Raw genomic sequence first — 23,545 nt, forward strand, 5'->3', positions numbered from 1 at the left:
TTATGTGTCTTATTCAGATTAAATTGTAGCATTTATGAATGCACTGCACAAGAATTTAATCTTTTTACGGTTTTTATATATGATTGTCCTGTATAGCAAGCGTTTTCACGATAGTTGCGGTAAAATTTCCTGTTTTTAGTGTGTTAATTTTCTCTTGCCTTTGAGGTATGTTTGGAATATAAATTAAGATGATAGAATATTTAAGAAAGTGAGGCTTTCAAATGGTAAAAGTAGCTATAAACGGCTTCGGCAGAATTGGCCGTAACACATTAAGAGCAGCTATTAAAGAAGGTATTTTCAACGAACTTGATTACGTTGCAATTAATGACCCGGGGTTATCTCCTGAAAACGCAGCACACGTATTCAAATACGACTCGGTTATGGGTAGATTTGACGGAACTGTTGAAGTTGCGCAAGATGGTCTTGTAATCAACGGTAAAAAAATTAAATTTTATGCAGAAAAAGACCCTGCAGCTCTTCCCTGGAGAGAGCTTGGAGTAGACGTAGTTATTGAATCTACAGGTTTCTACACGGATGCTGAAAAAGCAAAAGCCCACATTGCAGCAGGCGCTAAAAAAGTTATCATCTCTGCTCCTGCAAAGAACGAAGATATTACAATCGTTCTCGGGGTAAATGAAGACAAATACGATTCTTCACTGCACAATGTAATCTCTATGGCATCTTGTACAACTAACTGTTTAGCTCCCGTAGCTAAAGTTGTTTTAGAAAAATTCGGTATCGTTAAAGGTTTGATGACAACTGTTCACTCATACACAGGCGACCAAAGACTTTTAGACGCCGGACACAAAGACCCTCGTCGTGCGAGAGCAGGCGCTTTGAACATTGTTCCTACAACTACGGGTGCCGCTAAAGCTGTTGCTTTGGTGCTGCCTGAATTAAAAGGAAAGTTGAACGGTTTCGCTATGCGTGTTCCTACCCCTGACGTTTCAGTTGTAGACGTTGTGTTTGAAACAGAAAAACCTGTAACCGCAGAAGCTGTAAACGCTGCTTTAAAAGAAGCCGCTGACGGTAAAATTCTTGCTTACGAAGAACAACCGCTTGTTTCTACAGACTTCATCGGCAGTTCTCAATCTTCAACCGTTGACGCTGCATTGACAATGGCAATCGGTGACAACATGGTTAAAATTATTTCCTGGTACGATAACGAAATGGGTTATTCTACAAGATTAGCTGAATCTACAAAATATGTTGCTGACAGATTATAATTTCTGTTTAACATAATATTTTTAAAAAACCGCTTCAAAAGAGCGGTTTTTTGTTACAGTGAGGCGGCTATCTCTTCCGCTCTGAAACTTAATCCCAGCTTCCCAGCTTCTCAGCTGCTCAACTTCTTAGCTTCTTAGCCGCCAATCTGATTTATACTCCAAATCCTTTATAGACATAAAGCACCCAAATGACCTATAATAAGGTGTTAATCACATAATCAAATTTATCAAAAAGGGGATATTATGCTGCAAGAAGCATCAAAGTTAATAAACAGTGCTTTTCAACAGAGCTTTTTAAAAAGGCTTTGCCAGTATTTGCACGATTGTATAAGAGAAGAAGTTAAAAGCGCTACATTCAGAAACCTAAATCAGGATAAGGACAATCAATGGGTGTTTTTGGAAGAAGAGGCAGGAATGCTTATTTCGCCGAATAATCCGCTGAAACTTTCTGATTCTGACGGTCATTTGACTAAATTAATGGTACATGCCGATACCTCACAAAAAGACAAATATCTTATGTTCGGATTTCTCTTTGTAGAAGGCAAATCAGGCAAGAAAAAAGTTTCAAACGAGTTTTTAACCCCGCTTTTGTACATACCTTGCAGGCTTGAGCGAAGCGGGACAAATCTGGCTTTGATTTTGACCGAAGAAACCATTTCACTTAATACAGGCGCGCTTTCAGGTTTGCTTAACTATGATGATGAAGACCAGGCAGAAAACCTCTTTGGCGGCTTGATTGACGTAGTGCCTGATTATCCCGTTACCCATGAAAAAATGCAAATATTTTTAACCACCTTAAAATCAATTATCCCCGAGCTTGATATAAGCGAATGCGCAAGCTTCTTTGCTAAAAAACCCGAAGTCGACAAAGACAGCGACATAGCCATAACCAACAAATCTGCGGTTATTTTAACCAAAAGACCAACCGTTACGGCTGGTGTTTTGCATGAACTTACACAAATGGCGGAAAAACCGAGCGGAGTGTTCAGAGAAACTTCTCTGCGTCCGATAAACGAAGAATTTATGGGCACAAAAGGCAAAATAAGCGTACGAAAAAGCGACAAGGATTTTTGCCCGATTACCCCCTTGTCTTTAAGCGAATCTCAAACAGAGGTGTTGAAAGCTGTTGACGATAATACTTTAATAACTGTTTTTGGTCCTCCGGGAACAGGAAAATCACAAACCATCGTTAATCTGGTTACGCACCTTGTTGCTAACGGCAAGAGTGTACTTGTTGCTTCACGTATGGATAAAGCTGTAGATGTTGTGGTAGAAAGGCTCAGTGAATTTGGCGCGCCTTATTTGGCATTGAGGGCAGGAAGAGCCAATTACCAAAAGCAGTTGAATTTCGAAATACAGGATATTTTATCAAACAAGCTTGATTTAGACACAGGGTTTGAGGGGGCTGTTTTTGCCGATATTGACGATATGAAAACCCTCTTGAAAAACATTTCCGACACGCAAAAGAAAGCCGATGAAATAATTAAACTCGAACATATCTGGTATGAAATTTTGGAAGAATATAAAACAAATGCGGCAAAGCTTGAGAACGAATATATCAACAAAAAGCTTTCTGATATGGATATTTCCATAGGCAAATCAATTTTGAAAAAAATTGAAAAAGTGTCGGAAGGAACAAACTTCTTTAACAAGATTTTATTCTGGATTTATAATTTTCAGCTGAGAAAAAGCCTCATGCTCAAAAACCTTGAATTCACTCATGAAGCAGTTATCGCAATCAGCGAAGAGCTTGAAGTGAAAGAATTATATAACCGATTAAAATCAATCGAGCAAAAAATCAATAAGATAGGAAATTTGCACGTATTATTGCAGCAGGTGCGGGATTTAAAGACAAAGCAGCGTAAACTTGCCATAGATATTTTGAAAAACAAACGCCGCAAGGCATTGAACGAAATAACCCGCGACCAAGCGAAACGCCAGCGTTTGATGGTGCATTCCAAAGCGTTAATAGAACGCAAGAAAAACCTGCAAAACAGACTGCTTGAAGATGAAGATTTTCAGCCGTTGGTTGAGGCTTTTCCCTGCTGGGCAGTTACAACCTATGCTGTCAGCGAAAGTTTACCGTTAAAAGCAGGGCTTTTTGATGTGGCTATTATCGATGAAGCTTCTCAATGTGATATCGCAAGCTGCTTCCCTATAATGTTCAGGGCGAAAAAGACGATAGTCGTCGGCGATGACAAGCAGCTGCCCCATTTATCCTTCCTTGAAAAAGCAAAAGAACAGTCGTTCTTCACCCAGTACAACATACCCGACAAGTACCAGTTAATGTGGCGGTTCAGAACAAATTCGGTATTTGATTTGGCAAATTATTATTCAACCTGCCCGATATTGCTTGATGAGCATTTCAGAAGTTTGCCGCCGATAATAGACTTTAGCAATAAAGAATTTTACGGTTCAAGGCTTCGTATAATGAACAAAGAAACCAAGCTTGGCGGGATTTTGGAACTTCATATTGTCGAAGATGCTAAAGTTGACCCCGACGCAACCAGAAATGCGGCAGAAGTTGAAAAACTTCTGGAGCGCCTTCAGGAAATAATGCAGGAAGACGCGGCCAAAAAGCCTAAAAAGCCTGTTTCTATAGGTATTATCTCGCCTTTCAGAGGTCAGGTTGAACTTATTAAAAAAGCTGTTGCACAGGTTATACCTGACAAACTCGTCCGCAAACATGAAATTGATATAGGAACAGCCCATACTTTTCAGGGTGATGAGCGTGATATAATTATGCTTTCTTTTGCGCTTGCGCCTAACAGTCATAACCAAAGTTTAACCTTTGTACAGAAGCCAAACCTGTTTAACGTTGCAATAACAAGAGCACGCAAAAAATTAATCTGTTTTATTTCCAAAAAACCTCAGGATTTACCCGCAGGTTTAATGCGTGATTTCTTGAATTATATTCGTGATTTTAACGAACATTATGAAATATCAAAACGGTTAGACCCTAATTTGGCGGATTATAACAATAAACTTGAAAGAGAAATTGCACAAATGTGCATAGATGAAGGATTAGAAGTTTTATCAGGTTTTGAAACCGCAGGCATGCGGGTTGACCTTATTACAGGCGACGGCGAAAATCAGATTGCCGTTGAATGCGACGGCATGGACGACGAGTTTGAAACCTGCCAAAAACAGGTTTACAAACAAACTATTCTTGAAAGATGCGGTTTTAAAGTTGTCCGAATAACCGCCAGAGAATGGTATTACAGCCAAATAGCCTGCATAGAAAAAATTAAACGTGAATTAATTGATATAAAAATATCTAAAGGCGGCTAAGCTGATATTTAGCAAGAGCCTATACAATTTTTGCGCCGTAGCTTATAATATGGTAAGCAAGTGAGGTTAAATATGAACGAAAATCTTAGAGAGGCCGGCTCTTATTTTATTCAGAAAAATTATAAAAAAGCTATTGAATTATATTACAAAGTTCTGGCGGATAACCCCGAAAATACCTTTGTGTTGAGCAAAATAGCACAATGCTACTTGTTTTTAAGCAATTATGACAAGGCTATTTCTAACTATGAAAGAATTTTAGAGCTTGAGCCACATAATATTGAAGCTTACCTGAGCGCTGCAAAAGTTTATGAGAACACAGATGATATTGACTCTGCTGTGGAATTTTTGAATCTTGCTCTTAAATACGAACCTAATAATACCTCTATTTTGGAAAATTTATATTTTTTGTATGTTGATAATGAAGATTATGAAAAGGCCTTGTATGTTCTCAGGGATAAACTTATTAATATCATGCCCACCTCGGCTAACTATTTTTTGCTGGCTCAGGCTTATGAAAGATTGTTTAACTACGAACATGCGCTTAAATATTATTTAAAATCCATTTCCATCAATGAAAATAATATTGATGCAAAAATGGCCGTCGCAAGAATACTTTTTGCAGACAAAGACTATGAAAAAGCCAAAAAATATGTTGTGGATATTTTAACGCAGGATATTTCCAATTATGATGCGCACAAGCTTTTGGGGCAGCTTTATATTGAAGAAGAAAAATATGCTTTGGCGGTTGATGAATTTAATTTTGCATTGAATATCAACCCTAAAGATGATGAACTTTATTATTATATCGGATTTTGCTACAGTATTTTGAAAAAACATGATAAGGCAATTACCGCTCTTAAAAACACGCTGCAAATTAATCCGATTAACCATACCGCTAAAATTCTTTTGGCTAATAATTACTTTGCCGACGGTGATATTGAACAAGCCCAAATTCTTATTAATGAGGTTCTTAATTTTATGCCCGTCAATGACGATGCGCAAAAGCTTACTGCAGAAATTTTAATGGCTAAACACAGATATGAACGTGCTTTAGACAGATTTAATTCAATCTTGAAAAGAAATCCGAATGATTCCTATTGTTTGTATAAAAAAGGTGTTATTTTAAGTATTTTAGGGTTAGGCGAAGAAGCCCAAAATTGCTTTAAAAAAGCTATTTCTTATAACAAATACGACCTAAAATCCTACATAGCGCTGGCTAATTCTTATATTGATACAGGCAAAATTATAAAAGCGCTTAATTGCTTTAAAAGGGCTTTGACTATATCTGCAGATTCTTACGATGTTATTTTAGGTATTGCAAATGCTTATTACCTTAAAAATGATTTTGAAAATGCCCGTGAAAACTATATTAAGATTTTAAAAATCAATCCCGGCGAACACCAAATTTCTTATAACCTCGGCAAGATTTATTTTCGACAAGAAGATTATATGCTTGCCTTCAAGTATTTTAAAGATGCAGTCCTATTAAACTCTGATGATTATATGTATCATTATGACTTGGCAAAAACTTATATTGAACTTGCGCAAGTTGAGGATGCGCTTGAAGAGTATTCAAAGTCTTTGGACTTAAACCCGGCTTTTCTTGATTGCAAGCTTGAATTCGCGGATTTATTAGCAGCCTCCGGGAATACGGAAAAGGCGATAACCGTTTTAAAAAGAAGCATAAGAATGTTTCCGGAAGAGTTTACTATTTATATCCGCTTATCCGAACTGTACCAAACTACGGGCGATATCAAAAAATCTAACGAAATACTTGATAAATATCTAAAAGACAGGAATGATATTGATGAAGATATTTTAGAAAAAATAGAAAATATGAAGTCAACCCTGCTTGAAGTTAAGTAAAGGAGTTTACTATGGAATGCAAAATCAGCCAAAACAAAGCACATTGTACCTGTTCTTATCCCTGCCAAAGAAGAGGGCTGTGCTGTGAATGTGTAGCTTATCACCGCAGTGCGGGGCAAATTCCCGGCTGTTTCTTTACTCCTGCCGGCGAAAAAACTTACGACCGTTCTTATAAAGCTTTTATCAGAGATTGCGAAAATAGATGATGAAAATACCCGAATTGCCAAAATTTTTTAAAGAAATATTTTTCTCTTCCAATAATGAAATATTTATCCTGCACGAAAACGGTGAAATTATCTCCATGAACTCAAGCGCTGTAGAAAGATTTTCGAATTTGAAAAATATTTACGAGATTAACCATTTGCTAAACTTTGAAATTTGTATTCTCCAAAGCGATGAAATTATGACTTATACCCCGCTTTATGCTTGCCTTAATTCTAACGAACCGTTTTTTGCAAATGTAATATTACAACAGGGTGAGGACCAATTTTCGGAATATTTTTTGTATTCTTTTCAAGAAGCAGGCTGCAGGATTTTATTCTTGCAAAACCGATTTAGTAAAAATCTTGAAAACAGGTGTTTTCAGCTGCAATCCGAAGTTTCGCAAACACGAGAACTTAAGCAGAAACTGGAATCACAGTTTTTGAGGACAAAGCTCCTTAACCTCATTTCTTCTAAAATAAGAGAACATATTGATACGGCTAAAATCCTTGAAATAGTTGAAGAACAGCTTAAAAAAACTGTTAATCTTCAGGAGTTTATGTTTATAAAATCAGAAAACAACACCGTTAACTACAAAAATAATATTTTTAAAGACAAGGTTAAGACTTTCAGAGAGAATAGTTTTAGTGAATTGTATGTTCCGGTTTTTCAAGGTCAAAACCTTGCAGGCGGAATGGTGATTGCGAAGGACAGCGATTTTGCGCAGGAAGAAGAAGATTTAATTAAAAATTTATCCAATCTCTTATCAACGGCATTCAATCAGGCGGCGTTATTTGAAGAGCTTGAAATGCAGAAACAGTCTTTGGAAACAGCATTGCAGCAGTTGAAAAATGCGCAGCTTCAAATTGTACAATCAGAAAAAATGGCAACTTTAGGGCAGCTTGTGGCAGGTGTTGCACACGAAATTAATACTCCGTTAGGGGCTATTTCAAGCAACCTTGATTTGGTTGAAAAACTTATTAATTCGGGCAAAGACGGGCATGAGCTTATTAATTTGCTGCAGCAGATTTATCCTGTGAACAAAGAAGCCATTCAGCGGATAGAAAAAATAGTTAAATCGCTGAAAAACTTTACCAGACTGGATGAAGCCAAGCTTAAAAAGGTCGATATAACCGAAGGAATCAAAAGCTCGATAGAGCTTGTGCGCCATGAAGCTAAAAACAGAGTTAAAATTATCGAAAATTATGCTGACATTCCGCCCATAAAATGCTTTGCCGACCATATTAACCAGGTTATAATGAATATTTTGATTAATGCTATTCAAAGTATTAAAAATGAAGGTATCGTTGAAATTACAACTGCTGAAAAAGGTGATTTTATATCCGTTGCAATTAAAGATAACGGGGAAGGTATCGACCCTGAAATCTTAGACAGAATTTTTGAATTCGGCTTTACAACCAAAAAAATCGGTATAGGCACAGGGTTAGGTTTATCTTTGGCTAAAAAAATTATTGAAGACCACCATGGTGAGATAAAAGTTTACAACAACGAAGGTGAAGGCACTACCTTTGAAATACTCTTGCCCGTTACTTGTTGAGGATTTTGTATTAAGTTTTGTAACTATTACATTGAAATACGCAATTTTTGGACGAGAATATACTTTATATATACAGAAGAGATAAATTAATAAGAAACGAGCAATTAAATTTCCTTCCAACTTCCTTCCAATTAAATTCCCTTTTTTTAAACAAGTATTCGGCTAACCCAAAGTTAGCCCTTTTTTTGCGGATTTGCACTAGGCTGACCGAAACACAGTGTAGGGAACGCCGTCTGTTCGAAGCAACCCGATGAGGGTTGCGAGTTGTGCAAATCCAAGACAGCGGATTTTTGGAAGGGTGCCGTGTGAGGCAAAGCCGAACCCAGCCCGTAAGAGCAATAGCCGAATTGAACGGAAACTTTTTCGTTAGAAAAATGTTGGAGTGAAATGGCAGGCTATGCACGCCCAAAAATCCAAGACAGCGCCGCTGACGCGGGTCGGATTGTTGTACGATTTTAGAACAGTGTGTTTAATGGTTGTGAGGTGGCGTTGACGTAGGCTGACCGAAACGCAGTGAGGGAACGCCAACCAACTCTTAAGCTTTTCACCTTTTCACCTCTTAAACTCCCAGCTTCCCAACTTCCTTAAGCCCTTTGTGAATGCTTGACTATATTTTATGGTTGAATGAAAATTTATAGTGTATAAACAAAAAAATTAGAAGGAGAATTAGATGGATACAATACAGATTTCTCACGAAGTAGAATCAATGTGTTGCGTAAAAAGAGGGGTAAAAGGCGAACCTGCTCCGATTCCTCAAGAAGGCGGATGGACTAGGTCTAAAGAAATAACAGATATTTCGGGTTTAACTCACGGCTGCGGCTGCTGCGCACCTCAACAAGGTACTTGCAAATTAACACTTAACGTTAAAAACGGCATTATTCAAGAAGCTCTTATTGAAACTCTTGGTTGTTCGGGTATGACCCATTCCGCTGCAATGGCGGGCGAAATCCTTCCCGGCAAAACAATACTTGAAGCATTAAATACAGACCTTGTTTGTGATGCTATCAACGTTGCTATGAGAGAATTATTCTTACAAATTGCTTACGGCAGAACACAAACAGCGTTTTCTTTAGGCGGACTTCCTGTAGGTGCAGGGCTGGAAGACCTGGGAAAAGGCTTGCGTTCACAAGTAGGTACTATCTTCTCAACAAAACAAAAAGGTCCAAGGTATTTAGAAGTAGCAGAAGGCTACATCTTAGAAACAGGTTTGGACGAAAACGACGAAATCATAGGCTACAAATTTGTTCACTTAGGCAAAATGATGGAACAAATCAAAAAAGGCGTTGACGCTAAAGAAGCTTACGAAAAAAATATCGGAACTTACGGCAGATTTAACGACGCCGTGAAAACAATTGACCCGAGATTACAATAAGAGGATAGAAATATGATTAAATTTGAAGGACAAGATAGAAGACAGGCAAAATTAGACAAAGTTTTACCTGAATACGGCTTCAAATCCTTGGAAGAAGCCAGAGATTTATGTTTATCAAAAGGCATTGATGTTGATGAAATCGTAAAAGGCACTCAAACAATTGCATTTGAAAACGCAGTATGGGCATATACTTTAGGTTGCGCCATTGCCATTAAAAAAGGTACAAAAACAGCTGTAGACGCTGCTTGTGATATCGGATTAGGCTTGCAGGCTTTTTGCATTCCCGGTTCTGTAGGCGACCAAAGAGATGTAGGGATAGGGCATGGTAATCTTGCTTCCATGCTTTTGAGAGAAGAAACAAAATGTTTTTGCTTCCTGGCAGGGCATGAATCTTTTGCAGCCGCAGAAGGCGCTATCGGTATAGCAAGAAATGCAAATAAAGTAAGAAAAGAGCCTTTGAGGGTTATCTTAAACGGTTTAGGCAAAGATGCCGCTTATGTTATTGCGCGTATCAACGGTTTTACTTATGTTGAAACCGAATATGACTATGCGACAGGCAAATTACATATCGTAAGCGAAAAACCTTTTTCAACAGGTGAAAGAGCAAGCGTTAAAGCTTATGGCGCTGATGATGTTTCAGAAGGTGTTGCTGTTATGGTTCACGAAGGCGTAGACGTTTCCATCACAGGGAACTCTACTAACCCTACCCGTTTCCAACACCCTGTTGCAGGCACTTATAAAAAATGGTGCAACGAAAACGGAAGAAAATACTTCTCTGTAGCATCAGGCGGCGGTACAGGCAGAACTCTTCACCCTGACAACATGGCTGCAGGACCTGCAAGCTACGGTATGACGGATACTATGGGAAGAATGCACGGAGATGCGCAATTTGCCGGTTCTTCTTCAGTACCCGCTCACGTTGAAATGATGGGTGTAATCGGTATGGGCAACAACCCGATGGTTGGAGCTACAGTAGCGGTTGCAGTTGCAGTTCAAAACGCTATGAATTAATTAAAATTCATTATAAAAAAGCCCTGTTCTTATTGAATAGGGCTTTTTACTAAATACTTGTACCGATGGCACGCTCAAGGTCGCTTATTGCATTTTGATAATCTTTGATTAGTGTTATGTAGGAATACTTTACTTTAATAGCGGCTTGCTGTGCCATTATAGCCAAAATTATGTCATTATTGTCTTTATCAAAACTTTGTTTAGATTTTGCAACAACTTCATTTGCTTTTCGCAAAAGTTTGTTCTCATATTTTTCTATCAAAATCGTATCCGCTACTATCCTTGAGTAAGCATCTTGAATTTCGTTAGTTATCTCTTTTTTTTGCAGCTCATAATTCTTTTCGCTATAGTATCTTTGGGCTACAGCTTCTTTTATAGGTCCTTGCTGGCGGTTGAAAACAGGAACCTCAAATGCACCCATGATAAAAGCACCGAGATTTGTACCGTCAGTTGTTACCATGTCGGGTCCGCCTGCCAAGAGTAAATTGGGGACTCGGTTTGCTTTTGCTATTTCTAAACGTTTCACGGCAAGTTTAATGTTATTTTGTTCTATTTTTAGTTCGGGGCGGTTTTCGTATGCAATTATTTGCAGTTTTTCCAAATTCTGACTATGCTCTTCCTGACTAAGTTTATGAATATTTGTAAGTCTTTCTGCCAAATTGGGGGTTTCAAGTGAATATTTGACACCCGCATCATGTCCCAAAAGCAGATTTAAATCGGTATGCGCCCTAAAGATTGCCATTTTTGTGTCTTCAATTTCATTTTCAGTGTTAATCCTTGTAATTTCAATCTGCAAAATTTCTTCATCCCGCAAAAAACCTTTTTTCTGTTTTTCATGTGTTATTCTCAGCAATTCATCGATTGTATTCAAAATTTCCATTGAAGCTTTTTCTTGTTCTTGCAATGCATAAAGTTCAATGTATGCTTTTCTGACTTTTGATTTTATATCAAGTATTTTGGCATTTATTTCTTCTTTGGTTATATCAAGCACTACATTAGCGGCTTCGGTACGTTTTTTTCTTTTTGATGCCGTTTCTATAACTATCTGAACACCTAAGCGGTAAGTCTCTTCAGCTATACCGTTATCGGAAATAATTACAGGGTTAAGTATGCTGTTTGCCGTAAAGACCCTCGATTCGCTTATTCCAAATCTTGCTTGTTCGCTTCTTAACTCGTGTGAGTTTTCAACCGCAATTCCTATTGCTTCGTCAATCCCGCCCAAAAACATGGTGGTTGCATTTGCATGATGTTGAAATATTAATATAGCTGAAAATATTGCCGTAAGCCTGATATAGAACTTCATAACGCTTAAACTTAATTACTCTGACAAAAATTATTCTACATCACACATATGAGTTTTTCAAAGAAACATTAAAGTTTTCAAAAAATTTGCCGATATATAAATCAAGTAAGGAAAGACCGATAAGGTCATATTCCAAACCTCCTCCCCAAGTCTAGTAGCCGCCCATATAGAGCGGCTTTCTTTTTTTTATAACTTTAATATTTTTTCTACTTTATTCACTTTATGTTTTAAAATTAAAATCCGTCCACATCAAACACTAGATAAGTTCTCAGTATCAGAATATTTTAAGTTATCACCATTTCTTATACATTCTATAAGAATATGTAAAGAAAAATTTGCAAGAATAAGGTTATAAAGGGTAATAAGTTGGCGCGCCGTATTATTCATCGTATAATAATGCTATGCCTAAGATTTTAGTTTTTTCAAACCAAAGCGATGATTTTATCAACATTGTTAACCCTTTAAAAGAAATAGGTTACATTGTTGAGTATTTGAGTGATGAAAGTAAAATTTTTGAAACCATATCGGCTTTTGTGCCTGATATTATGCTGCTTTGTTCTTACACTGCGATAAAAGATATTGCATTTGCCCTCAGGAAAATCAGGCTTCAGGACGAAGGCGGGGACATCCAAATCATTTTGCTGGTTAATAAAGACGCTGAGATTGATGAAGTTTTTTCAGGCGCCGACGGCTATGTTACCCGTCCTATTAACCCAAATATCCTCGTGGCAACGGTAAATGCGCATTTGCGTTTAAAAAACCATCTCGATATTTTCTCCGCCAACAACAGCGAACTTGCCAAACGGTTTTATCAGCTGAAGGTTTTATACGACACCAATTCTAATCTTGCAGGGACGTTAAACAAACGCAGGCTTATTAATATTATGAATGAAGGCTTGGAGCAAAGTATCAGTTATTCTTTATGCTCTACCCTTGTAATGGACAATCCTGATGACATAAGCCTCATTATAAATTCTCATTACCCTATAACAAAAAGGCTTGAGCAGGCGTTAAAATTGCGTGCCATGATTGCTTATAAATCCATGTTTAAAAATGAATCTCTGCCGTTTGAAATAAATATAGAAAAAGTCAGAACGGAGGTGAATTTTAAACAGGAAAACGGGAAGTATGACCTTGAAGTTATGAGTTACGGAAGTGTATTCTCACCCATATCAACTTCCGACAAATTTTTTGGCACGGTAGAAATTATGCGCGATACCGAGCTTTCCAATGAAGATATAACGTGTTTTCAAACAGTTGTCAGTCAGGTGGCATTGCCGCTTGAGAGCGCTATTCTTTATGAAGAAATTCAGGATAAGAACGTTAAACTTGAAAAACTTGAAAAACTCAAATCCGAATTTGTGTCAATAGTATCACACGAGTTGAGAACTCCTCTTACCGCTATCAAAAACTCAATAGATATAATGCTCAGCGGTAAATCAGGCGAGCTTACGGACGGGATGAAGAACTTCCTTTCTATGGGAGATAGAAATGTCGTAAGACTTTCGGGTATTATTAATGATTTGCTTGATTTGTCCAAGATAGAAGCAGGCAAAATGCAATACAGGTTTGAAGAAATCAACCTTGTTAACCCTATTAATTTTGTAATTTCAACGCTTAAATCAACGGCGGAAGCTAAAAATATTACTTTTGGGGCGAAAATTAATATTGATGAAGCCCGGGTTTATGCCGATATGCAAAAAGTCGAACAAATTCTTACCAATTTAACTTCAAACGCTATCAAATTTACAGGCAAAGACGGCAGCGTAAGTATTACTCTGGACAAGATACAAGCCAAAAACCTTGATATATCAAAGTTTTATGAATATAACAAAGAACCTCTGGCAGAAAATTATTTTCTGGTGCAGGTACAAGATACAGGGATAGGTATTGCCAAAGAAAACATGACAAAAGTATTCGATAAATTCCAGCAGATAGAAAGCTCCTTAAGCCGCAAAGTCGGCGGCACAGGCTTAGGGCTGCCCATTGCAAAAGAGTTTATCAATGCGCATAAAGGTTTTGTATGGGCAGAGAGCGAAGAGAGCAAAGGGTCGGTTTTTTCTTTTGTACTGCCTGAATATTCAACAAAAGTTAAAGGATTTAACACGGACGAAAAAAATGTTAATATGTTAGTAGGAAATGACGACTTCGGGGAAGAAAATGAGTAGAAAGACTGTTTTAATTGCAGACGATGAAGCTGATATCGTTGAAACCATGCAATTTATGCTTGAAGCTGAAGGTTTTAATACGCTTGTTGCTTATAACGGCGAAGAAGCATTGATGTACGCCAAAGAAAATATTCCTGATTTAATTCTTTTGGATGTTATGATGCCGAAAATGAACGGCTATAAAGTATCACGTCTGTTGAAATTCGACAGCAAATATAAAAACATCCCTATTTTAATGCTTACCGCACGTTCTCAAGAGGAGGATAAATTGATTGGAGAAGAAACAGGAGCGGATGAATATATTACAAAACCCTTTGAAATTACCGCTGTTATTGATAAGATTAAGCAGTATTTAAAGGTGTAGCATGCAGCTTTTAACCAACAAAACAATGGAAAAGTTAAAATATGATTTAGTCAGGGAAAACGTTGTAACTTATGAACAACTCACCCGGGCGCAAAATGCTGCTTCGCAAAATGCCACCAATATAGGGGTCGAACTTATTCGGGAAAAATTTATAACCGAAAAAGAACTTTTGCAATTTATAGAGAAAAAACTCCACATCCCTTTTGTTAATTTGAACGATTATGAAATAGACAAACATTGCCTTCATTTTATCGGAGTTGAAGACGCTCAGAAATATAAAATTATACCTCTGTTCAAAATAGAAGAAGTCTTAACCATAGCAATGGCAGACCCGTTGGATTTATTTGCCATTAATCAGCTTCTGAAATCACTGGATATTACCATTGAACCTGTTTTGTCTTCCCAAAGCGACATAAAGCGCGCCATAGAAAAATTCTACCGAAGTGAAGAAGCCGATACCCCGCAATGGCAAAGTCAAATTTTTGAAGAAAATATGGACGATACGTCATTCAAAAAAGTAGTGGAAGGAATTTTAGATTCCGCAATTAAATCAGATGCTAAAACCGTTACGATGGAAACCTCTAAAAACGGACTGAGCATCTTTTTTAATAAGGATTTAAAAGGATTAATACCTGCTATTTTTACGCACAGATTTACCAATGAACTGAAAAGTTTGTTCAATATGGCGCAAGATGAAGAATTTAAAGCCGCAACATACCACTACAGAGGGTTTTGTTTCCTGCTGTCTACCTTGCAAACGGTTAACGGCGAGCGCCTCTCAATAAAAATCTTTCCTCCGTTGAAAAAATTCATCGACTTTTCTTTTGAAATAAAAGACCTCGAAAAACTCTCCAATATTATCAAAGACCCTTGTCTTATAGGTATAGAAGAAGAATATTCAAACGCATTTGCCCTTGCGTTATTAGAATTTTTAAGCACGGACAAATCGGTATTATCGGTAGAAGCGGTTGTAAAGCACCGAATTGCAGCTGTAACACAAATTCAGAGCGATTTAAATGTAGGGTTAAACTTTGAAAAAATAGTTAATGCTATTGATTATCAGGGTTTTGAAGTTATTTATTTTGAAACCCTGTATACAAACGAACAAATTGAAAAATTAAAACTTTTAGCCAAAGAAAAAACCGTTATTTTTTCAAAAGCGTATAATGAAAAAATAAGCGGTTTAAACTGTAATATAAAAATTTATAATTCAAAAGCTTCTGTACTAACCGACTAATTCGCCGTCATCATTTTCACTGGCTTTAATCATAATTGCATGCTGAACAGGTTTTTCTTTTTTTAAAGAAGACTCATAAGTATTGTCAAAATCGCCAAAGTCATCTGTAGGGCGGCGCATTTGCATTTCGTCAATCATTTTTTTTGCCAACTCTGCTATTTGATATACAAGTTCATATCTGTTTTCGCTGCTTTCATTTAAGTCCCATGCGATTTTTGTAATTTGATCCATTAAAAATTCTCCTTAGACGACCGTTTATTAAATCATACTATGAGAACAATACTCAATCAAGGGAATTTTTTATAATCTCAAAAATTTTCAACTCAACAGCATGCCTGAATTATACTATCCGGTTATATTTTTCATTTTTGTATTTCAATTTTAAACTCCATAATCGGACAATCGACCAATAACAAAACCAGGCAGCGTAACTTAAACTTTAATTGGAGAGAAAAATTTGCTTTCAAGGAGGAGAAATGGTAATCAGACAGAGAAATTTGCAATCATCGGAGGTATATTTTGCAGAATTTTATGACGTACCGAAAACATTGTTAAATTGGTTTGATGCTATAGCTTACGAAAATAATTGCTATATTGAAAAAAAAGAGTGGAAAAGCAAATATAACAGCTACGTAATTTATGATTATGAACCTTTCTGCTCGGACGGGTTTGAAATAAATATTGTTTTATCTTCAAATTCTCTTAACAATGTAGGCTTTGTCAAATACTTATATACAAAAAAGCTCAAGACTATCAACTTTTTTAACAAATGTATGGATGTATAGATAAATTCTATTGAATATACACACTAAAAAAGCTGCTTTTGCAGCTTTTTTAGTGTAATTTTTCTTATCGTTAAGCATTCATATTAAGATTTCCGCCTGATGCTGCGGGATATTTTTGTTTTAATTCCGCTTTAATGGCGATTTCGGAACTTGCAGGGGATTTCTTTTTAATGGCGGCTACAACTTCGTCAAGAGTTTTACCTGTTGTTAGAACTACCTGAGCTTTATATCTTACTAATCTTGGTAATTGCACGCCGTCTTCTTTTCTTGAATCCAAAACTTCCTGAGAAGTTCCTTCGCCTGTCGAAGCTTTACTTGCTGTTGCTGTTACGTTGTTTGCTATACTTTGATTATTATTATAAACATACTTGATAAAATCAGATGATGACATTTCCGCCATACTTTGGGTTGGTTTGGTTGTTGATTCTTCTTCATCTTTTTGTGTGAATAATGACTGTGAATTAGCTGCAGCGGTTGTCGATTTAGCGTTTTGTGTTTTGTTTGTTGTAAAAATGTTAGTTTTTTTAATGGCATTTAACATTGTTAAAAAACTTGTGTCTGAAATACTCATGCTCTCTTCTCCAAAAAATTTTTGCTCTCTTAGTTTAATAAAAAAGAATATACAAAATATATTGCCTGGAAATATCAAATATATTTATTTTTGTTAAGAAGATGGGATTAGGCTTAAGAGGTGAAAGGGTTATTTTGCCGTCATTGCGAAAATGCGCAAGCATTTGAAGCAATCCATAGGAAAGAAGTTGGGAAGTTAGGAAGCTAAGAAGCTGGGAGGCTGTGAAGTTGCAGAGGTTATTTTGCCGTCATTGCGAAAATCCGCAAGCTCGAGGCTCAATTATCCTACGTCGCCATAGAACGGTTTTGCCCTACAAAGCCTTGCCCTTCGGCAAGTCTTTTCAGGCTTCACACTCTGCTTACGCGTTTTCTTCTTCGGGGTTAGTCAATCTTTTTAAGAAATCTTTCACAAGGTCTATCATTTCATGTTTAGGATAGGTCTTGATAAACATTTTCAAAAGTTCCATGGCGCTTTCTTTATCTCCTATTTTATCGTATGCGAACGCAAGGTTTGATAATGTTATAGGGTCATTTTGATTTAATTTTAATGCTTTTTCATACATTTCTATCGCTTTGTTAACTTCGCCTTTGCAATAAAGAGCCAAGCCATATTGACCGTAAGTTCTGGCAGAGTTAGGATTTTTGGCAATAATTCTCTCGCAATAGCGCACTGATTTTTCCCAATCACCGTTTTTCGCATGTGTAACAGCTATTTTATAAACCAATTCTTCATCATCGGGATAAATTTCTAAAACTTCATTACATACTTCAAGTAATCGTACAACAGCTTCTTCATCTATTTGCATATCGGTAATTTTTTCCAGCACTTTTATAAAAAACATTTTATAGTCGGTTTTTTCCGGACTGATTTCGATTGATTTTTCAATATTTTCTTTTGCTTCTTCAAACTCATTTTGTTCATATTTAATATATCCTATATTAAAATAGGCGTCAGAATCTTCGCTGTTAGCTTCAATCACTTTTTTAAAATAATTCAAAGAGTCTTCATATTCCTTGTTTTTTAAAGCTATAATTCCAAGGTTAAAAACACTGTCAATATCAGCAGGGTTCAATTCTATAGCTTTCAAAAAACTTTCCTTAGCCTTGTCATATTTGTCAATATTAAGATAACTCAAGCCCAAATTATAATAAGCCTGATATCTGCCGGGATTTTTCTTAATAGCGCTTAAAAATTCTTTGACAGCAGGATGATATTGCCTTTTTTTATACAGAGCAAGCCCTTCATTGTACAAATCGCTGTAAGTAGTTTCATTTTCAGCAAACCGCCACATTACAATGCCTGATGCGACTGTTATCAAAGTTGCTATTAAAGAAAATTTAAAGAATTCCATTTTTATACACTATAGGTTTTTTAATCTGTTATCAGGGCTTAAAATACTCGTTATTCTAAGTCCGAAATTATCCTCAATAACTACAACTTCACCGTTAGCAATAAGTTTACCGTTTGCATAAAGTTCCACCGGCTCACCTGCAATTTTATCAAGTTCAATAACAGAGCCTCTTGCGAGTTCGAGTACTTTTTTAATAGGCAGTTCAGTCCGCCCGAGTTCCACGGTTAATTTAAGCTTAATATCCATAAGCAGGTCCAAATTTTTACCCTCTGAAGTAACATGCGGAGCGTTATCAAAAGGCGAAAATCTCACAGGCTGAACGGTAACGGTTTCGTTGTTATAGGCTTTTGATTTAGGCTGAGCCTGTCCGCCGTCTTCCGCATAGTTTTTAAGAATTTCATAGTTCGGGATTTTAGCAAGTTTGTACGCTTCACATATTCCATGCACCAAAGACAGAGGTAAAATCTGATAGAATTTACTTTTATAATCGGCACCGATTTCAAAATCATATTCTACCGTAAGAATTTCTTCTTCTGCCAAAGTCGAGGATATATTCGGTTTTTTAGCCGTAAATACTTTCACCGCAGGGGAAAGCGCACCTATTTTAGTTTCCAAAACTGATGCCAGATTTTCAGTAATTTTGGTGGAAAATTGCCCGAAAGTTTCTGACAGAATACTTAATTGCAGCTCTCCTATTTCCGCTTCTTTTGTTTCTTTTTCATCCATTTTTGCTCCCATAAGAGAGTTGGATATCAAAAGAGCATCTTTCGTAAGTAAATTAAAAGCACAAACACCGTTAATACCGGCCTCATAATTAATTTCGGCACTTACACCGTCGCCTAAATTTTTATAAAAAGCCGTGACATTTTTTTCTTCTTTAATATCGGTAAGCAGCAGCTGCGCAGGCTCATTCAAGAGCATAGAAAAGATGGAAGCGCTATCACAGGTTGTTTTATTTAAAACCTCTAAAAGAATTTGCAAATCTTCCATTTGAACATTTTTCAATTTTAATTTACCAATCAATTCCTGGTTAAAACTTTCACTCATATTTGCTCCATTCTTCTAATTAATTATCACTTTGTGTGTAAACATCAGTAATCTTTATAGCTAAATACTTCCTGTTTGTACCCGGACGTGCATAAAATTTTCTTTCACCGTTTACACATACCAATAAATTTTCATTTACCGTATTGTTTAATTTTACCACATCTCCCTCTTTTAAATCGAGAAAATCTTTCAGAGAAATATCAGTTTCACCAAATAAAACATTCAAGCCGATATCGGCTTTCTCAATATGTTCAAGAAGGTTTTCCTGATCCTCGGGAGTAGCCATAACGCCTTTTGCCTGAAATATATGTTGTGAACTTAACTGGCTTAAAACAATTTCCAAAACAGGATAAGGGAAACATAAACTCAAAAGCCCTGCCTGTTTATTGGATATCTGCACTTCAAAAGTAACAAGGGCAACGATTTCTCCCGGGTTGCATACCTGAATAAAGGAATAGCTGTTATCGATATCAATTACACTTCCTCTAACCGGAATAATATTTTTCCAAGCTATTTCGAGCGACTTTATTAAACGTTCCAAAACTTTTCTTGCAAGTGATTCTTCAATATCGGTCAATTCCCTGGGTATATCTTCACCGTTACCGACGCCGCCAAGCATTCTGTCAACAACACTTGTTATAACTTCATGGCTCAGCCCTGTTAAAATTTGTCCGTTTAAAGGGTCAAATTCCACAATACCAATGGTTAAAGGGGATGGCATAGATCGGGTAAATTCATCATAGGTGAGCTGGTCAACAGAAATAATATTAATTTCAATAGGCATCCGCAAATAAGCTGCAAGCACCAATGAAAATTGTCTTGAAAATTCTTTGTGAATATCCTGCAAAGCCCTGAGATGATCTTTTGAAAATTTATCAGGACGTCTGAAATTATAGAGTTTATAGCCTTTTTTCTCATCATAAATAGACATATCTTCAGAATAAACAGACATAGCTTTCTTTTTCTGGAGTTCCTGAAACGCTTCGTTATTTTCTAAATCATCACTGCTTTTTAAAACTTCCAGTAAATTATCTATTTCATCTTGTGATAGAATATCTATTTCTGCGTTCATTTATCATCCTTACTGTATGAAAAAGCTTCCGAAACTAACTCTCAAAACCTCACGGTCCCCGTCAAATACTGAATTTATAGATTCCTTTATCTGTTCTTTAGCAAGTTCTTTTCCCGGAGTGGTAGCAAGCTCTTCTGCTGTTTTACTCGATAAAATAGAAATAACGGAATCCCTTATAGCAGGCTTATATTGATTCATTTCAGCTTCTATTTCTTTCATTGGATCAGCAGCAGGTTCAGCGCCATGTCCATGTCCGCCGCCGCCTGACGGTTTGGCATTCGGAGACGGGTCAGTTTCTTTTTTACTCAATTCTATTGCAACGTCAACCTTTAAAAATTTTCTTGCATTTGTATCTGCAAGGTTTAAAATAAACTCACCTAAGTCAAGTATAATTCCTCTTTCAGGAGCAGCATCTTCCTCTTCTGCGGCAGCTTCTTCTCCTTCTGCGGAGGAAGAAAGACCCGCCAGCTTCTGACCTAAAGTAACATGCATAATATAATAATTCGCTCCGACAGTAATAAGTGATACCACTACCGCTATAATAACTGCAAGAATTACAGGACTCAGACCACCTGACGAAGGAGGTTTTTGAGTCGTAATGTGTTCCATATCTTCTGACTCTGCTCTTGGTTTTGCGTCTTTTGGTTTTGTCGGATTAGCCATCTTAATCTCCAATTTCAATTATTAAAACACTATTATTTTCTAAAATTATATCAAAATTACATTAAAAGTAACCCCATCATTTAGTTGAAAATAGTTGTACTTAATTAAAGTATACCACAAATTATTAACTAAACTTTCAATTTGTTGTATCATAATTTTAGCACTTATTCGGACAAAATTATGCTTAATTTGGAAAATACAATAGAAAGATTTAAAATCTTGCTTACGGCAAAGGATGACGTTCAAATTCGCGAAGAGTTTGAAAAATTTCACAATGCGGATATTGCAGAGATTTTTGAAGGCTTAACGGAAGAAGAGAGGTTATATTTCTTTAACCTTCTTGATGAAAGCGAAGCAGCCGAACTTTTGGAGTTTTTAAGCCCTCAAATCCAGGTTGAGTTATTAAGCGATTTAGATGAAGAAAAAGCGGGCAGAATAATCTTGAAAATGCCGCATGACAACCTTGCCGATGTTTTGGGTGATTTAGAAGACGTAGACTCCGAAACATATTTGAACAAATTGCCGGAGCGGGTATCTAACCAAATCAGGGAACTGTTAAGTTACCCCGAAGATTCTGCCGGCGGTATTATGAACTCGGACGTCATTACGGTTGATAAAGATATGACCGTTGATGAAGTTGTTTCGTTTTTAAGAATTAAAGCCCAAACAGACAAAGTAGAACTTTACTACGTTTACGTAACCGACAAAGTCGGTCATTTATTAGGGGTATTAAGTTTAAGAAGCTTATTTACCACACCTACCTACGTAAAAGTAGAAGATATAATGATTACCGATTTAGTCAAAGTCCATGTGGACGAGGACCAGGAAGTAGCAGCCGAAACGCTTTCCAAGTACGGGATTTTAGCAGTTCCTGTTGTGGACCATTACGGGAAATTAAAAGGGATTGTTACCTGGGACGATGCGCAGGATGTTGTTGAAGAAGAAACAACCGAAGAAATCCTGCAAGCATCAGGTATCGCTACCAATGACGAAATTGATGAAGAAGAAATTTTAGAAGGTCCTATTTATCAAGCTATAAGAGCCAGAACGCCCTGGCTTTTAATCACGCTGGCAGGGGAATTTATTGCTGTTAACGTAGCAAAGCATTTTTCGATAACGTTGGATGCTATGCCTATTATAGCTATTTTTATGCCTCTTTTAGCGGGTCTTGGCGGAAATATAGGCACACAAAGTATTACTCTTATGGTTCGCGGTCTTTCGACAGGACAGGTTACAATGGGCAGTGCGGTTTACCACATTTTCAGAGAAGCAAAAATAGGTTTGCTTATAGGAGTTGTTTTCGGCGCTCTTGTTACACTTTCGACTTTCGGCTGGCAGCACAATATTGCGCTGGGCATAATAGTCGGTTTGTCCATGGCTATAAATATGACTATGGCAACAATTATAGGCACAGTTACTCCGTTTATGCTTAAAAAAATTAACATAGATCCCGCTGTTGCGAGCGGTCCCGTTATTGCCACAACCATTGATGTTATGGGATTAACAGTGTATTTTTCTCTTGTTACGATTTCTTTGGGCTGGCTGCTTGCCAAATAATTTTATGGAAAATATGACCTTGCTTAACCGTAAAACTGTTATTAAAGAATTAACAAAAATTACAAACTCTGCACACGATGCAGCGGCAGAATTCAGTATGATTTTAGAAAATGTACTCGGTACCAAAAATTTCTATGAACAAGAATACAACACCACGCCCGAACAGTACGCCAAAATTCGGGACATCTTAACATCAAGAAAGCAAAATCTGCCTCTTCAGCAAATTTTGGGTAAGGCGTTTTTTATGGGGGAAGAATTTTTTGTTGATAAAAACGTTCTTATCCCCCGTCCCGAAACAGAAATTTTAACCAAAAAGTTAATAGATACGGCAAAAAAAATCAATGCAAAATCTATTTTAGATATAGGTACCGGTTCAGGCTGTATAAGTATTTTAGCGGCAAAAAATCTTGCAAATACCGCAATCACCGCTGTTGATATTTCAGCCGAAGCGCTAAAAATTGCCGCAAAAAATGCCCAAAAACTTGAAGTTGGGGAAAAAATAACTTTTTTAAACTCCGATATTTTTTCTGCCGTGCAGGGAAAGTTTGACATTATAGTTTCAAACCCGCCGTATATTTCGCCGCGAGAAGCTTCAAAACTTGAAAAAGAAGTTTTGCAAGACCCTCATCAGGCTCTTTTTGCGCCCGATGACAAAGGGATTTATTTTTATGAAAAAATCATCAAAGAAGCCGATAAATTTTTGAACAAAAATGCCTGCGTTATGTTTGAACTTGGTATAAATCAATCAAAGCTTGTTAGAGAGTTGTTTTTAACCGAAGGCTTTAGCGACGTTGAAATAATCAAAGATTTTGACGGTATAGACAGAGTTATCTGTGCGAAAGGGCTTAAGGGAGCTAGGCAGCTTAAAAGGTGAAGAGGTTAAGAGTTGAAGAGCTTGAGGA

20 protein-coding genes are annotated in these 23,545 nt (G+C 36.9%); 13 read left to right on the plus strand and 7 right to left on the minus strand.

Annotated elements, in window-relative coordinates:
• The first annotated feature begins 221 nt into the window (after positions 1 to 221).
• The 7 genes from gap to PHX18_04975 all read left to right on the plus strand — a co-directional run bounded on the left by gap (position 222) and on the right by PHX18_04975 (position 10,525).
• On the plus strand, positions 222 to 1,226 hold the full coding sequence (gene gap / locus PHX18_04945) for a type I glyceraldehyde-3-phosphate dehydrogenase (GenBank protein ID MDD3593955.1): 1,005 nt from the start codon (positions 222 to 224) through the stop codon (positions 1,224 to 1,226).
• 243 nt (positions 1,227 to 1,469) lie between these two features.
• Positions 1,470 to 4,517, plus strand: a complete 3,048-nt coding sequence (locus tag PHX18_04950; GenBank protein ID MDD3593956.1) for an AAA domain-containing protein — start codon at positions 1,470 to 1,472, stop codon at positions 4,515 to 4,517.
• Positions 4,518 to 4,589: 72 nt separating this feature from the next.
• On the plus strand, positions 4,590 to 6,383 hold the full coding sequence (locus PHX18_04955; protein ID MDD3593957.1) for a tetratricopeptide repeat protein: 1,794 nt from the start codon (positions 4,590 to 4,592) through the stop codon (positions 6,381 to 6,383).
• Positions 6,384 to 6,394: 11 nt separating this feature from the next.
• Positions 6,395 to 6,589, plus strand: a complete 195-nt coding sequence (locus PHX18_04960; protein MDD3593958.1) for a DUF6485 family protein — start codon at positions 6,395 to 6,397, stop codon at positions 6,587 to 6,589.
• A 14-nt stretch (positions 6,590 to 6,603) separates the two neighbouring features.
• The gene (locus PHX18_04965) at positions 6,604 to 8,142 is read left to right on the plus strand and encodes an ATP-binding protein (protein MDD3593959.1); all 1,539 of its coding nucleotides are present in this window, start codon (positions 6,604 to 6,606) and stop codon (positions 8,140 to 8,142) included.
• A gap of 670 nt (positions 8,143 to 8,812) precedes the next feature.
• Complete coding sequence (locus PHX18_04970; GenBank protein MDD3593960.1) at positions 8,813 to 9,514, plus strand: hypothetical protein; 702 nt, start codon at positions 8,813 to 8,815, stop codon at positions 9,512 to 9,514.
• Positions 9,515 to 9,526: 12 nt separating this feature from the next.
• Complete coding sequence (locus tag PHX18_04975) at positions 9,527 to 10,525, plus strand: GGGtGRT protein (GenBank protein MDD3593961.1); 999 nt, start codon at positions 9,527 to 9,529, stop codon at positions 10,523 to 10,525.
• A 49-nt stretch (positions 10,526 to 10,574) separates the two neighbouring features.
• Here PHX18_04975 and PHX18_04980 read toward each other — a convergent pair whose 3' ends face one another.
• Positions 10,575 to 11,828, minus strand: coding sequence for a TolC family protein (locus PHX18_04980; protein ID MDD3593962.1), 1,254 nt, complete (start codon positions 11,826 to 11,828; stop codon positions 10,575 to 10,577).
• Positions 11,829 to 12,229: 401 nt separating this feature from the next.
• Here PHX18_04980 and PHX18_04985 point away from each other — a divergent pair, with 401 nt between their 5' ends.
• The 3 genes from PHX18_04985 to PHX18_04995 are packed head-to-tail and all read left to right on the plus strand — an operon-like array spanning position 12,230 to position 15,597.
• Positions 12,230 to 13,996: a hybrid sensor histidine kinase/response regulator gene (locus tag PHX18_04985; protein ID MDD3593963.1), complete on the plus strand. Its 1,767-nt coding sequence runs from the start codon at positions 12,230 to 12,232 to the stop codon at positions 13,994 to 13,996.
• Positions 13,989 to 14,360 (plus strand): response regulator, encoded by a 372-nt coding sequence (locus PHX18_04990; protein ID MDD3593964.1) that lies wholly within the window; start codon positions 13,989 to 13,991, stop codon positions 14,358 to 14,360. The genes PHX18_04985 and PHX18_04990 overlap by 8 nt, the downstream gene beginning before the upstream one ends.
• Position 14,361: 1 nt before the next feature.
• Positions 14,362 to 15,597: a hypothetical protein gene (locus PHX18_04995; GenBank protein ID MDD3593965.1), complete on the plus strand. Its 1,236-nt coding sequence runs from the start codon at positions 14,362 to 14,364 to the stop codon at positions 15,595 to 15,597.
• On the opposite strand, the gene PHX18_05000 is transcribed toward PHX18_04995, so the two are convergent.
• On the minus strand, positions 15,586 to 15,828 hold the full coding sequence (locus tag PHX18_05000; GenBank protein MDD3593966.1) for a hypothetical protein: 243 nt from the start codon (positions 15,826 to 15,828) through the stop codon (positions 15,586 to 15,588). The genes PHX18_04995 and PHX18_05000 overlap by 12 nt on opposite strands.
• Positions 15,829 to 16,073: 245 nt before the next feature.
• Here PHX18_05000 and PHX18_05005 point away from each other — a divergent pair, with 245 nt between their 5' ends.
• Positions 16,074 to 16,382 carry a hypothetical protein gene (locus PHX18_05005; GenBank protein MDD3593967.1) on the plus strand — a complete coding sequence of 103 codons (309 nt, stop codon included), beginning with the start codon at positions 16,074 to 16,076 and terminating at the stop codon, positions 16,380 to 16,382.
• A 70-nt stretch (positions 16,383 to 16,452) separates the two neighbouring features.
• On the opposite strand, the gene PHX18_05010 is transcribed toward PHX18_05005, so the two are convergent.
• From PHX18_05010 to PHX18_05030, 5 genes are all read right to left on the minus strand, one after another.
• Positions 16,453 to 16,953 (minus strand): hypothetical protein, encoded by a 501-nt coding sequence (locus PHX18_05010; GenBank protein MDD3593968.1) that lies wholly within the window; start codon positions 16,951 to 16,953, stop codon positions 16,453 to 16,455.
• A 358-nt stretch (positions 16,954 to 17,311) separates the two neighbouring features.
• Positions 17,312 to 18,304 (minus strand): tetratricopeptide repeat protein, encoded by a 993-nt coding sequence (locus tag PHX18_05015; protein MDD3593969.1) that lies wholly within the window; start codon positions 18,302 to 18,304, stop codon positions 17,312 to 17,314.
• A gap of 9 nt (positions 18,305 to 18,313) precedes the next feature.
• Positions 18,314 to 19,351 (minus strand): flagellar motor switch protein FliN, encoded by a 1,038-nt coding sequence (gene fliN / locus PHX18_05020; protein ID MDD3593970.1) that lies wholly within the window; start codon positions 19,349 to 19,351, stop codon positions 18,314 to 18,316.
• Between the two features lie 19 nt (positions 19,352 to 19,370).
• Complete coding sequence (fliM, locus tag PHX18_05025; GenBank protein ID MDD3593971.1) at positions 19,371 to 20,423, minus strand: flagellar motor switch protein FliM; 1,053 nt, start codon at positions 20,421 to 20,423, stop codon at positions 19,371 to 19,373.
• Positions 20,424 to 20,432: 9 nt separating this feature from the next.
• The gene (locus PHX18_05030) at positions 20,433 to 21,086 is read right to left on the minus strand and encodes a flagellar basal body-associated FliL family protein (protein MDD3593972.1); all 654 of its coding nucleotides are present in this window, start codon (positions 21,084 to 21,086) and stop codon (positions 20,433 to 20,435) included.
• A gap of 180 nt (positions 21,087 to 21,266) precedes the next feature.
• On the opposite strand from PHX18_05030, the gene mgtE reads away from it, so the two are divergent.
• Together mgtE and prmC are read left to right on the plus strand one after the other, a co-directional pair.
• Positions 21,267 to 22,643 carry a magnesium transporter gene (gene mgtE, locus PHX18_05035; protein MDD3593973.1) on the plus strand — a complete coding sequence of 459 codons (1,377 nt, stop codon included), beginning with the start codon at positions 21,267 to 21,269 and terminating at the stop codon, positions 22,641 to 22,643.
• 4 nt (positions 22,644 to 22,647) lie between these two features.
• On the plus strand, positions 22,648 to 23,517 hold the full coding sequence (gene prmC, locus PHX18_05040) for a peptide chain release factor N(5)-glutamine methyltransferase (protein MDD3593974.1): 870 nt from the start codon (positions 22,648 to 22,650) through the stop codon (positions 23,515 to 23,517).
• Positions 23,518 to 23,545 lie beyond the last annotated feature (28 nt).

This window comes from Candidatus Gastranaerophilales bacterium (genome assembly GCA_028696075.1).
Taxonomy (GTDB): domain Bacteria; phylum Cyanobacteriota; class Vampirovibrionia; order Gastranaerophilales; family JAILCC01; genus JAQVHS01.